Origin of the sequence: Bacillus chungangensis (assembly GCF_030812995.1) — a bacterium.
GTDB classification, from domain to species: Bacteria; Bacillota; Bacilli; order Bacillales; family Bacillaceae_C; genus Bacillus_CF; species Bacillus_CF chungangensis.
Genome location: NZ_JAUSTT010000005.1, coordinates 62,035 through 75,447, shown reverse-complemented (window position 1 = coordinate 75,447; position 13,413 = coordinate 62,035). Strand labels below are relative to the sequence as shown.

Here is a 13,413-nt window from a genome sequence, read left to right as displayed (position 1 = left end):
AGTGCGATTCATGATGGAAGTGAACTAGATTTAGTATATGCTTCACTCTTGAGAAATATTATTTTTTTACCGTAAGTTATTTTGTATGCTGAAACTCAAAATAAGAAAAGTAAACAACATTTCATTTCATCAATAAGAAGGAGGTTCCTAGCAAATCAAAGTTTCAAAGATTATTAGAAAAAAATGTAATGCAGCTTCTTTAAAGACGTGGAGTGTATGTTATTTGAATTCATCATGAATAAAGGAGTTTTCGTTTCTCGCTTCTAATCTATTAAAAGTCTTCGTAAAAAATATTTAAAATATATCGAAAATAAAATCAAATTGTGCTTAAATGATATGTAACAACTGGTACGGACGTCACGATATCATCATGAGATAGAAAAAACTAATAAGCATCTATTTTCTTTAATAAAATGTAATGACAAGGAGGGATCAGTGTATGACAAAGGTTAGAGTCGAGGATAAAGAAACATTCATCCAACAAGATCAAGACCATTTATGGCACGCAATGTCACGTCATGTAGAAGGTTCAAAACCAATGATTGCTCACTCAGGGGAAGGTGCATGGTTTACGGATTATGATGGAAATCGTTATTTGGATGGAGTTTCTGGTTTATGGTGTTTAAATCTAGGACATGGAAGGAAAGAAATTGTAAAAGCTGCTGCGGATCAAATGATGCAGCTGTCCTATTTTCCGCTTACACACAGCCATATTCCAGCAATTCAATTATCAGCAAAAATCAGCGAGCTGCTTGGCGATGCTTACGTTACGTTTTTTTCAAATAGTGGTTCGGAAGCAAATGAAACCGCATTCAAAATTGCGAGGCAATATCATCAGCAAAACGGCAATCCTGGCAAATATAAATTTATTTCTCGATATCGAGCTTACCATGGCTCAACATTAGGAGCTTTAAGTGCAACAGCACAGGCAAATCGAAGAATGAAATACGAACCAAGCATGCCCGGCTTTTTACATGTTCCACCTCCATATAGCTATCGCTGTCCTTTCGGTGAAAGTGTAAAAGACTGTGATCAGGCAGCAGCAAATATGATCGATGAAATGATTCGTTGGGAAGGTGCAGACACTGTTGCTGGGGTGATCATGGAGCCATTTATATCTGGCGGCGGTGTCATCATTCCATCTCCAGCTTATTTGCAGCAAGTTGCGGATATTTGCAAGAAGCATGATGTACTGCTTATTGTTGACGAAGTAGTCTCAGGTTTTGGACGAACAGGAAAAATGTTTGGTTTTATGCATGCTGAAGGTGTTCAGCCAGATATCGTGACGATGGCAAAAGGTTTAACAAGCGGCTATTTGCCATTAGGAGCAACTGCTGTATCTTCGCGAATTTATGAGAAATTTAAAGCAAAAGGCAAGGATAATCATTTTCGCCATATTTCGACTTTTGGCGGCCACCCAGCTGCTTGTGCAGTCGGATTGAAAAACATTGAAATAATCGAACGGGAGCAAATAGTGGAGCGTGTCGCAAAGTTAGGAGATTCCATACTTGGCAGGCTTCGGCAGCTTGACGATCACGAACATGTCGGTGAAGTTCGCCATGTTGGATTTCTTTATGGCATCGAAGTTGTGGCAAATAAGAAAACAAAAGAACCAGCTTCAGATGCATTTATGTCTAAAATAATTGAAAATTGCAAACAAAAAGGGCTGATAATTGGCCGCAACGGCGACACGGTTCCAGAATTTAATAATGTACTCATTATTGCACCGCCGCTTTCCTCAACAGAGGAGGATCTGCATTTCTTAGTAGACGTTGTGCAAAGTGTCTTTCGTGAACTTGTTTGAATCTTGCATAGTAAGTAGTGTTTTTAATGCTGATTCGACTTTTGCCATATTTTCCGCTCCCTTTCCTATATCATTAAAGTACAAACAAGGAAAATCAAAATGACACCGAGTGAGGCAATTGTAGAAACGTTATTGGCAGAAGGCATCGATCAAGTTTACGGTATTTTAGGATCAGCATTTATGGATATGCTTGATTTATTTTGCAATTTCTCTATTGCACAGGATTAAGCGCTAAAAACAGCGGAGGATTTGGCTGCTTTTCAGTCCGAAAAAACCAGTAAAAGGGCTGCGGGATACTTGAACATTGCATGATTTGGGAACAGGGAAAAAGGAAAAAATCAATGATGCAAAGTGAGATAGTGACGTAAAGATTAACATTGTCACGACAAGATGTTTTTTGAAGATTGCTCAAGAAAAAAGTGAAAAAAAAAGACATTCAGACATTGGAGGTAATTCATTGAACAGACTGTAAAAGTAAAAAACACAAAGATGAAAAGGGAAAAACTAACGGAATGAAGATGGGATGTGTTAGGGAACGGCAAAAACATCCGCGCTGATAATAGCAAGTGGATGTTTTTGCATGCTAATTATAGGAGTAACACTATTTTTTAGGGCGCGCATTTTTCAATTTAAAGTGAAAAATGATGAGTCTAAAGCCGGCGCCTAAGTCAATCGTTGCAAGGATGACGAGGAGATAGGAAAAAAATCCCCATCCGCTCATGCTCACTTGTTGAATGGCGAAATATGTGAATAACACTCCGAGCAAACAGTATATGAATCCAGAAAAAAGCGGCGATTGTTTCATGAAAAGAATCCTCCAATAAAGCTTTGCACTTTTTCAGCTTCTTGTATATATTTTTCTAAATCATCCTTAAATAGATATTGCATGAGAACGACTAGGGTGTTCATCATGACATGTGAGATAATCGGGACGATAATTCTTTTCGTCATGGAGTATAAAAAGGCAAACGTAAAGCCCATCGCAGTATAAAGGATGATATGGGTAAAGTCCATATGAGCAATTGCAAAAATGATGGAGCTAATCAGTGCAGAGATAACAAACGAAAACTTGTTATTTAGTCCACCAAAAATAATTTTCCGAAAGACGATTTCCTCCAAAATCGGCCCGAAAATAGAGCTCACAAGCATGACCAATGGCAGAACAGTAATGATTCCGATAATAGCTTCTGTATTTTCTGAACCTGGTTCAATACCAAGCGATGTTTCTAATAATACAGCAAAAATCTGTGCAAAAAATGCGAGGAAAATACCACCCACTGACAATAGGATAGAAAGCCCTATCGATAATGGAGGTTCTTTATCTATTTTCGTTACTGGTTTTGCATTTTTTAATAAAAGCAAGATAATAATTAACCCTACAGTAAAGCTAAACACAAGCCAATATGCTTTTGCTAATGCTTCGATTTCTTGGGAAGGAAGATCAGAGATCGACATTCCGATAATGTAAAAAATCGGCATACCAACAATTCCAGACAGTTGCATGGCAAGATATGTAATTAAAATAAACATATACTTTTTACTCACAATTTGTATCTCCTTCTCTGATCAATAAACACTATCCATTCTACTAATAATTGCAAAAGCATTCAAATCATACTGCTCATTTATACCATATTTTTGTCTTTCTTTTTTAAATTACTCTATTAACGAGCCTTTTGTTCATTAAGTCATTGTCTCTATTTCGTGTGCATATACTCAAATATTGATTTTTTTACCGAAAGATACCTTGGAAGAACATATGATGGCTTGTCCGCTATTCATTTTGATAAAGCATATGGAAACACATAGAATAGAACGAAGGATAAAAGATTTTTAAAAAAATGAAGCATCACTCTTGCAAAAAGAAGTTGAATTCATTATTATAATAATTGTGATTAGCACTCCATTGAGGAGAGTGCTAATATACCAAAACATTACATATTATTTTTGAGGAGGTTGTTTCACTTGTTAAAACCACTAGGTGATCGCGTTGTCATTGAGCTAGTAGAAAGTGAAGAAAAAACTGCGAGCGGTATTGTACTGCCGGATTCAGCGAAGGAAAAACCACAAGAGGGTAAAATAGTTGCTGTTGGAACAGGACGTGTACTAGAGAGCGGTGAACGTGTTGCACTTGAAGTGTCTGAAGGTGATCGTATTATCTTCTCTAAATACGCAGGTACAGAAGTGAAATACCAAGGAACTGAATATTTATTATTACGCGAAAGCGATATTTTAGCAGTTATTAACGAATAAAACAAAACGTTTTTTGAAATATACGATTGTAAACAGGAAGAGTAAATAAGGAGGTAATTTAACAAATGGCAAAAGATATTTTATTCAGTGAAGATGCACGTCGTGCAATGCTTCGTGGTGTTGATCAATTAGCAGATGCTGTAAAAGTAACGCTTGGACCAAAAGGACGCAACGTGGTTCTAGAGAAAAAATTCGGTTCTCCATTGATTACAAACGATGGTGTTACGATTGCAAAAGAAATCGAACTTGAAGATGCTTTTGAAAATATGGGTGCGAAGCTTGTCTCTGAAGTTGCTAGCAAAACAAATGATGTTGCTGGGGACGGTACAACAACAGCAACAGTACTTGCACAAGCAATGATTCGTGAAGGTTTGAAAAACGTAACTGCTGGTGCAAATCCTGTTGGTGTTCGCAAAGGAATCGAAAAAGCAGTTCAAGTGGCAGTTGAGGAATTAAAAGTTATTTCTAAATCTATTGAAGGCAAAGAATCAATTGCACAAGTTGCTTCTATCTCTTCAGGTGAAGACGAAATCGGACAATTAATTGCTGAAGCAATGGAACGCGTTGGAAACGACGGTGTTATTACAATTGAAGAATCTAAAGGATTCAGCACTGAGCTTGATGTAGTAGAAGGAATGCAGTTCGACCGCGGATATGCTTCTCCATATATGGTAACAGATTCCGACAAAATGGAAGCTGTATTGGATAACCCATATATTCTCATTACAGATAAGAAAATTGCTAGCATCCAAGAAGTTCTTCCTGTACTAGAGCAAGTAGTACAACAAGGAAAATCACTTTTAATAATTGCTGAAGATGTTGAAGGTGAAGCATTGGCAACACTAGTTGTGAACAAGCTTCGTGGTACATTCAACGCAGTGGCTGTAAAAGCTCCTGGATTTGGAGATCGCCGTAAAGCAATGCTAGAAGATATTGCGATTTTAACTGGCGGTGAAGTGATTACAGAAGATTTAGGCCTTGACCTTAAAACAGCAACAATTGACTCTTTAGGACGTGCTGCTAAAGTAGTCGTAACGAAAGAAAATACAACAATCGTTGAAGGCGCTGGCGACACTGCTAACATTGCTGCTCGTGTCAACCAAATTCGCGTTCAATTAGAAGAAACAACTTCAGAATTTGATCGTGAAAAATTACAAGAACGCCTTGCTAAACTTTCTGGCGGCGTAGCAGTAATTAAAGTTGGAGCTGCAACAGAAACAGAATTAAAAGAGCGCAAACTTCGCATTGAAGACGCATTGAACTCTACTCGTGCGGCTGTTGAAGAAGGTATCGTTGCCGGCGGCGGTACAGCACTTGTGAACGTATACAGCAAAGTTGCTGCAATCGATGCAACTGGCGACGAAGAAACAGGAATCAGCATTGTTCTTCGTGCATTAGAAGAACCAATTCGCCAAATCGCAGACAACGCTGGCCTAGAAGGATCAGTAGTTGTAGAACGCTTGAAAAAAGAAGAGCTTGGCGTAGGCTTCAACGCTGCTGACGGTGTATGGGTCAACATGATCGACGCTGGAATTGTCGACCCTACTAAAGTAACTCGTTCTGCACTGCAAAACGCTGCATCTGTAGCTTCCATGCTCTTAACAACAGAAGCTGTTGTTGCCGACAAACCAGAAGAAAACGCTGGTGGCGGTGGAATGCCTGACATGGGCGGCATGGGTGGAATGGGCGGTATGATGTAATAATCTGCCCGTAAACCCTATACCAAGGTTTTGGAGGTCACGATTAATAATCGTGGCCTTTTTTGACTTTATTTAGATTCTATTTATCAAAATTGACCCCATTTGGTTTCCAGTTAATTATGCATCCATATCTATTATTCTATATTTTTGAAATATTATTAATTATGCGGTTAATTTGATTCACAACTTCCTCTGTATGTTCATTTATGAAAAAATGTCCACCTTTAAATGAATAAAAATTACATTTTTTTTTTGCGACTTCTTGCCATTGTAATAAGTCGTCCCAATCAACTGTACGATCTTCAGTTCCTCCAAATACTGAAATATCACAGTCTAGGCGGTCATCTGTATGATCAAATTTATACGTTTCTACAATTTTAAAATCAGCTCTTAAGATAGGGATAAACAGGGAGGCTAATTCTTTATTTTTGAATACACTTTCATTTGTTCCATTGTATTTTAAGATGTGATCTATAAACTCATCTTCAGGTAAATGATAAAGTTTTAGATCTTTAATTGCGACCTGGGGGCTTTTTTTACCTGAAATAAACATATGAACAGGAGCTGGGTACCCTGCCTTCTTTAATTTTTTATAAAGTTCATAAGTAATAAGCGCACCCATGCTATGGCCGAATAAAGCATAAGGTGGTTTAATTTCATTTTTCATCTCCTTAAAAATATTTTCAACCATTTCAGGCATATTATCTAAAAGAGGTTCTTTCATTTTATAGCCTCTTCCAGGTAATTCAATTTCTTTAAGTTCAATTAAAGGATTAATAAGTTTTTTCCATTTTGAATAGACTACTGCCGAGCCTCCTGCATAAGGAATACAAAAAAGCTTTATTTTACTCAAATTTTTCTATCCTTTCTGATTAGATGAAGATCAACTTAATTATCTACAAACTTTCTGAGGCGTGTCAATAACACCTATGTAATATTAATATTATGTAAAAATTGATATAAAACAACAATATTTGGTTGCAAATTTGATATTTTTGTCTTACAATGTAAAAAAATACTTAAATATATTTAAATTAATAATATAACAAATATTGTTATTTATCTAACTAACCGAAGTGTCGGGGGTAAATGAGTGTAGTCTAAGTACCAAAAACCACGTCCTTGGGTGACCTTAATTATTTATTATTTGTGTTTTTTATGATGCTATTAAAAGTGATAAAAGAATCAAATAATTGTTTTTCAAGTGTAATTAGAGTAATGAAGGATTTAGCATCTTTTGAAATAGTACTATAAATTGTTGTACAAATCTCCATGTTCAACCATTTATTCTAATTTTTTTAAAAAATAAATCTTCTTTGTTTAAGCCTCTTAAAGTAGCAATTCATACAACTTACATCTTTCAAACATCACCACAGAATATTACCTTATCCGTTATTGATCTTACTGCCAATCTCATTTAAAAAACTACGAGTGTTACAATGGGCCAATTGCTGATTAAACGTATACCTGACTTATTTATCGTTTACAAGAACTAAGTTATGTCCCTTCATGATACGTCTATGTAAATAAGTTCTTGATGATAAACTTACTTATACTTCTCCCTTGTTCAAAGACTTTATATAATATGTTCATTCAAAAATGATAGAAGTATATTCTTTTGTTTTAGTTACAGTGCTTGTCCTTTAATAGAGAACATGAACAGAAAATATTTGAATCTATTTGTAAAAAATTTACATAAAGAAAATAAATAAAAAAGGGGAGATGACAGTGGGTTTAAAAGGTGTTCAACTTATTAATAATTCGCAGATGAAAACTGGAACTGATGTTAATGTCGTAGGCATTTCGTTTGGCTATCATGATTCCTCATGTTGCATTATTCAAAATGGTAAGTTGGTAGCGGCAGCTGAGGAAGAGCGCTTTACTCGCAATAAGCATGAATTTTCAATTCCTCAACAAGCTTTTTTATATTGTCTTCAGGAAGCAGGTATTTCAATTTCCGATATTGATTATCTCGCTTACTATGAAAATCCCTCCAAAAAGTTAGCAAGACAAATATGGATGGGACTACTACCTAATACATCTACTCACCGCATTCAGGCACTGGCAAATAGACTAAAGGATCCAAATCAATATTTGAGAGAAATTAGAGAAAAATTAGGCTATACAGGAGATATTGAGTTTATTGACCATCATTTGTCTCATGCAGCTAGTTCTTATTATTTTTCGGGATTTGATGATGCCGCAGTTATGACTATTGATAGTGTCGGAGAATGGGCCACCATGACATATGGATATGGAAATGGTAATAACCTATCGATTGAAGAGGAGGTAAACTTTCCAGATTCAATAGGTCTTTTGTATAGTGCTGTAACTGGGTACCTAGGATTTGATGTGAATGATGGTGAATATAAAGTTATGGGTCTAGCCCCTTATGGAAAACCGAAATATGTTGATAAAATTTATAAATTAATTGAAAGTTCCCCAAATGGTCAGTTTCGCTTAAATATGGAATATTTCTCTTTTTTAACTGATGACAGAATGTATTCAAATAATCTGTCAGAGCTTTTTGGTCAGCCGCCGCGCGTCCCGGAGAGTGAGCTGCTTGATTTCCATAAGGATCTTGCTAAGAGTCTGCAAGTAGTTGTAGAAGAAATATTGCTCCAAAAGGTAAATTATATCCATGATAAATTTCCAAGTGATAATTTATGCATGGCAGGCGGCGTGGCACTTAACTGTGTTGCTAATGGACGGATCTTAAGAGAAGGTCCTTTTAAACGATTATTTATACAACCTGCTGCAGGAGATGCAGGCGGTGCACTTGGAGCAGCTGCTGTTGCATATTTAAAATTAAATCGCGCCCAATCAATTAAGCCAATGGAGAATGCGTACTTGGGACCTAGTTTCACTTCGGATTACATACATAAAGTATTAGAATCGACATCTATCAACTATTTAGATTTCCGCAACGATCAAGATCAATTATTACAAGAAGTAACTTGTAATTTAATGGAAGGTAAAGTGGTTGGTTGGTTTCAAGGGAGGATGGAGTTTGGTCCGCGTGCATTAGGATCAAGATCAATCATTGCGGATCCTCGCGATTCTGGTATGAGAGACCTCATTAATGCATTAGTGAAGAAAAGAGAAAGCTTTCGGCCGTTTGCCCCTTCTGTTCTTGAGTCAAAATCAAAAGAGCATTTTGATATTGATCATGCATCACCATATATGCTTGAAACATGTCAAGTAATATCCGATCTTGATTTGCCAGCTATTACCCATGTAGACCATTCAGCAAGAATCCAGACTGTTAATTCAAAAACTAATCCTAAATATACGGCATTGCTAGAACGTTTTTTCGAGAGAACTGGTTGTCCTATTTTATTAAATACTTCATTTAATATGAGGGGAGAACCAATCGTTTGTACACCTTTAGATGCTATTAAATGTTTCGTTAAATCTAAGCTTGATGTCCTAGTGTTAGAAGATTTTGTGATCTTTCAAGAAGATGTACCTGAAATATGGGAGTATTTTATTAATCGAACTGAAGATGAACAAAAAGTTTCAGTCAATAATCTCGTTTACACTCTTTTATAACTGGAGGGAAAAAAGTGGATAGGCCTAACGAGCTGATGAAATTGTATACGAACCGTCTAGTAAACATGTTAATGGATAAAGACAATGCAGAAATAATTAATTTAATGCATCAATTACAATTAATAGGAAGTCCTAGTCAATCGGAAGTACATTCTAGCGTCGATTTGGATGTGGAAAAACAAACAATGATCGGTATTTGGGAACAAAAATCGGATAGTGAAAACAAAACTTTTGTCCGCAGTCCAAAAAAATATTTAGACTGGAATTTTTGGTCGAATATTTCGCAAATAGAACCAAAAAGAGCGAAAAAACGTATTGTCTTATTAGGAGAGTCAGTAGCAAGAGGTTATTTTTATGACCCGATCTATAATCCGTCAATAGAATTGGAAACAATTTTAAAAAGATATTTAGATGCAGGAAGTGTTGAAGTTTTGGATTTAGCTCGAACAGATCTAAATATGGAACAGCTGCTTGAATTACTTAAATCGGTTCCACTTGTAGAGCCAGATGCTTTAGTGATTTTTTCGGGGAACAATTGGCTTCCATTCGATTTCTGGGAAAAGCCAAATAGTGAGGCTTATCTTGAAGCGGCTGTTCGGTTGAAAGAAGCGGGAATTAGTGGATTAAAAGCGTATTTTGAAAATGAAATTAAGCAAAAAGTTAAGCAGCTTTTTCGTTCGGCAAGTGAAATTTATGAAAAATTAGAAATTCCAGTTGTGTTTATTGTTCCTGAATTTAATTTAAGTGACTGGAAGGACCCTTGTATGTCCGCTCTTTGGCTACTCGATGGTGGAAATAAGGAATGGATAGAGGGTGTGGAAAAGGCTTTAAAGCTATATGCTGAGGGGGAATGGGATCAAGTAATTGAAATTGCAAAACATTTAGTAAGTCTTGACCATGGAACTTGCGGGACAGCGTTATATCTGCTTTCAAAATGTTACAGTCATAAGGGGCTTGATAAGAAAGCTAGATACTACGCCGAAAGAGCTAGAGATTCTGTTATTGTTTATCCTAAAGTTAATACTCCGCGTGTGTTATCGGTTATTCAAAAGACGATGTACGAGGAAGCAACACGATATAAAAATATAACTTTAGTTGACTTACCAAGTATTTTTAGCGAGTTTTTAAAAGGAGCGCTTCCGGGCAGAGAACTTTTTATGGATTATTGTCATTTAACAGCACGAGGTATTAAATTAACGATGCAACATACCGCTGCCTATTTATTACCGCTATTAGGCTATCAAAAAGTTGTTAATGATGAAACTTTTTCAAATATGAACGTGATAAAAGATACATATGTAGAGGGGGAAGCACATTTTTTAGCAGCAATGCATAATGCACACTGGGGACAGGATTATGAGATTATTTTTTATCACTGTCATGAAGCGATAAAGAAAGCTCCCGAGATTGCTGAAACGATGATGCTTTATTTAGAACTTCAAGATAAAAGAGTACCAGTTTGGATGAGAAAAGCATTAGAAAAAATAATTAAAAACATTTCACCATCAAGACAAAGATACCTTATGAATAATACCAGTATTTTCCAAGATAAATTGTTATTTGATGCAATTAAGAAAGCATTAGGGGAGATAAATTCTAATGTTCCAGAGCATTATGAGTTAAATTGGAATAAAATACACAGTGTGAATGATCAAAATATTAATTTATTAGATCGATATTATTCTATCCGCTCCATTTCTCATCCTGAGTCTAATTGGAATTTAGAATCTCTAGCGGATCATGTCAAACGAAAAGGCTTCTATCAAGCATTTACAAGGACATCATCCTTTTGTTTTATAGCTGAGAAAAATACGTCTGTTACTTTTCATTTCACGTGTAGATTATTAGACAGCGGAGATCTACATAAAAAAATACGGTTACAATGTAATGGCATTGAAATGATGAATGAAGTGGTTCATGATGTATGGACAGATTTCGTATTGAAAATTGACGAATCCTATATAAACGAGGGAATTAATGAGTTGCATGTTATTTGGCCGAATATAGAAGATAAAGGGCAGCACTTTATTGAAGAGGCTGTACGAGATTTAGAGTTTGGTCTATATCCAGAACTGCTTCCTGTATTTGGTGAAATACATCAGCTCACTGTAACGACACAATTTAAAGAAAGAGGACAGTTAGTTGAAGATGCTGCTCTTATTATGTTGAAAGGGTGATGTCATGAATAAAGGAACATATTTTGCGTCTGTATTTATAATAATAGGCTTTTTAATGTTAATTCTTCGCTATATATTAGATGTGAAGTTTTTGGATCTAAAACCTGAGGAACTTTGGCCTTTTATTGTTATTGGAATTGGTTTAGCATTTGAATCAATTTATTTTGTGACATCAAGAAATCCCAGCTTTTTAATTCCTGGAGGGATGTTAACTGTTTCTGGTATTGTCCTGTTATTTGAAGTTTCAACAAATTGGGAATATGCAAAATATACTTGGCCAATGCATATATTTTCTGTTGGTATTAGTTTGCTGCAATATTATTTATTTGGTTTTAGAAATAAAGGTATCTACATCCCTGCAATTATATTAATAATGATATCTTTCATATTTGGAATAACATCAATCCTTCAAGTGTCAAATATACAACTGGATTATGGGCTCGCTGCGTCTATAACGATCATATTACTCGGTGTCTTTATTCTAATAATTTCGAAAAACAATAAAGTAACTAATAAAGAACAATAATAGTCATGACGGATAAAAAAAAGAATATTTAGATACAGTTTTAGAAATGCTAAACTAATATTTTTTTATTATTTTGCAAATAATCCGATGAATCATAGTGGGGCTATCGAACAAGTAGAAAAAAATAAAGGCAGTCCTTCTTATGCTATTCATTATCGGTAAATTTAACTGGGAGGGTAGAACTTGGAGAAAGTTGCCTTACTATTTCCGGGACAAGGTTCTCATTACGTAGGAATGGGAAAAAATTATTACGATTCGTTTCTTACGGTTAGAACAGTATTTGAAGAGGCAAACGATACATTAGGCTTTAACTTAAAGAAGCTTTGCTTCGAAGGTCCACTAGAAGAGCTTTCGAAAACAAATATAACACAGCCTGCTCTATTAACTGTTAGTGTCGCATACTACAAAATGTATATGCAAGAAATCGGAATTATTCCTAAATTTGCTGCCGGCCATAGTCTAGGAGAGTTCTCTGCATTGACTTGCAGCGGGGTGATTTCTTTTTCCGACGCTTTAAAAATGGTTAGACGAAGAGGGGAACTAATGGCTGATTCAGCAGGATTAAATCGAGGTGTAATGGCTGCAATCAATGACTTAGAGCAAATTTCATTACAGAAACTGTGCAGCCAATATTCTCATGCAGACAATCCTGTTGTTATCGCTTGCAATAACTTATCAATACAAAATGTCATTTCTGGAATGCAAGATGCAGTGGATATCATCGTTAAATACGCAATGGAAAAAGGCGCCAAAGTTTCTTACTTGAATGTAAGTGCACCATTTCATAGTCCATACATGCAGCTAGCAGCTGATAAATTTAAAAAAGAACTGCAACAATATAAGTTCAATAAACCAGAGTGGCCCATTCTTTCAAATGTTACAGCCTTGCCTTATAAGGAGAATGAAATATCTGCAATATTAGCAGAGCAAATAACGATGCCTGTTAAGTGGAATGATACGATGAGTTATTTGGAGAAACAAAATATTGACGCTGTGATAGAAATGGGTCCTAATATGATCCTAAAACATCTATGGCAGAAAAAAAGAAGTGAAATCGATGCTTTTGCGATCGAAGACTACCCTGATTTTATGAAACTTTATAAGAAGCATAAGCCGGGAAAACATAAAGAGATAATTAATCAATGTATTGCAACTGTAGTTTGTACGAGGAACCGTAATTGGAATGAGGAAGAATACGAAGTGGGGGTTATTAAACCGTACAAAAAAATGCAATTAATTCAAAATAAAATAGAAGAAGAAAACCGCGGACCAATGTTGGAAGAGATAAATGAAGCAGTAGCACTGTTACGGACGGTGCTTAAAACAAAAAAAGTACCTTCTGCCAAAGTTTCTTCTATTTTTGAACAAATTGAAAAGGCCATGGGAACAATTTAATACCAT

General features: G+C 35.8%; 12 protein-coding genes. 9 read left to right on the top strand and 3 right to left on the bottom strand.

Annotated features, from left to right (window positions below; translation table 11 throughout):
- Positions 1-439 precede the first annotated feature (439 nt).
- From J2S08_RS05510 to J2S08_RS22445, 3 genes are all read left to right on the top strand, one after another.
- Positions 440-1,804, top strand: a complete 1,365-nt coding sequence (locus tag J2S08_RS05510) for an aminotransferase (protein WP_307227456.1) — start codon at positions 440-442, stop codon at positions 1,802-1,804.
- 99 nt (positions 1,805-1,903) lie between these two features.
- Positions 1,904-2,032, top strand: a complete 129-nt coding sequence (locus J2S08_RS05505) for a hypothetical protein (protein ID WP_307227659.1) — start codon at positions 1,904-1,906, stop codon at positions 2,030-2,032.
- On the top strand, positions 2,005-2,085 hold the full coding sequence (locus J2S08_RS22445; protein WP_370875639.1) for a hypothetical protein: 81 nt from the start codon (positions 2,005-2,007) through the stop codon (positions 2,083-2,085). The genes J2S08_RS05505 and J2S08_RS22445 overlap by 28 nt, the downstream gene beginning before the upstream one ends.
- Positions 2,086-2,405: 320 nt before the next feature.
- Here the strand turns inward: J2S08_RS22445 and J2S08_RS05500 are convergent, their stop codons facing one another.
- A complete protein-coding gene (locus tag J2S08_RS05500) occupies positions 2,406-2,609 on the bottom strand; it encodes a YdiK family protein (RefSeq protein ID WP_307227454.1) in 204 nt (67 codons plus the stop codon).
- Positions 2,606-3,349 (bottom strand): CPBP family intramembrane glutamic endopeptidase, encoded by a 744-nt coding sequence (locus J2S08_RS05495; RefSeq protein WP_307227453.1) that lies wholly within the window; start codon positions 3,347-3,349, stop codon positions 2,606-2,608. The genes J2S08_RS05500 and J2S08_RS05495 overlap by 4 nt, the downstream gene beginning before the upstream one ends.
- 420 nt (positions 3,350-3,769) lie before the next feature.
- Between J2S08_RS05495 and groES the strand changes: the two genes are divergently transcribed.
- Both groES and groL read left to right on the top strand, forming a co-directional pair.
- Positions 3,770-4,057 (top strand): co-chaperone GroES, encoded by a 288-nt coding sequence (gene groES, locus J2S08_RS05490; RefSeq protein ID WP_307227451.1) that lies wholly within the window; start codon positions 3,770-3,772, stop codon positions 4,055-4,057.
- 65 nt (positions 4,058-4,122) lie between these two features.
- A complete protein-coding gene (groL, locus tag J2S08_RS05485) occupies positions 4,123-5,757 on the top strand; it encodes a chaperonin GroEL (protein WP_307227449.1) in 1,635 nt (544 codons plus the stop codon).
- Between the two features lie 139 nt (positions 5,758-5,896).
- Here the strand turns inward: groL and J2S08_RS05480 are convergent, their stop codons facing one another.
- Positions 5,897-6,610, bottom strand: a complete 714-nt coding sequence (locus J2S08_RS05480; RefSeq protein WP_307227448.1) for a thioesterase II family protein — start codon at positions 6,608-6,610, stop codon at positions 5,897-5,899.
- A gap of 875 nt (positions 6,611-7,485) precedes the next feature.
- On the opposite strand from J2S08_RS05480, the gene J2S08_RS05475 reads away from it, so the two are divergent.
- The 4 genes from J2S08_RS05475 to fabD all read left to right on the top strand — a co-directional run bounded on the left by J2S08_RS05475 (position 7,486) and on the right by fabD (position 13,407).
- A complete protein-coding gene (locus J2S08_RS05475; protein ID WP_307227445.1) occupies positions 7,486-9,309 on the top strand; it encodes a carbamoyltransferase family protein in 1,824 nt (607 codons plus the stop codon).
- A gap of 14 nt (positions 9,310-9,323) precedes the next feature.
- On the top strand, positions 9,324-11,486 hold the full coding sequence (locus J2S08_RS05470; RefSeq protein WP_307227444.1) for a hypothetical protein: 2,163 nt from the start codon (positions 9,324-9,326) through the stop codon (positions 11,484-11,486).
- A 4-nt stretch (positions 11,487-11,490) separates the two neighbouring features.
- The gene (locus J2S08_RS05465; protein ID WP_307227442.1) at positions 11,491-12,012 is read left to right on the top strand and encodes a hypothetical protein; all 522 of its coding nucleotides are present in this window, start codon (positions 11,491-11,493) and stop codon (positions 12,010-12,012) included.
- A 183-nt stretch (positions 12,013-12,195) separates the two neighbouring features.
- The gene (gene fabD / locus J2S08_RS05460) at positions 12,196-13,407 is read left to right on the top strand and encodes an ACP S-malonyltransferase (protein WP_307227441.1); all 1,212 of its coding nucleotides are present in this window, start codon (positions 12,196-12,198) and stop codon (positions 13,405-13,407) included.
- Positions 13,408-13,413 lie beyond the last annotated feature (6 nt).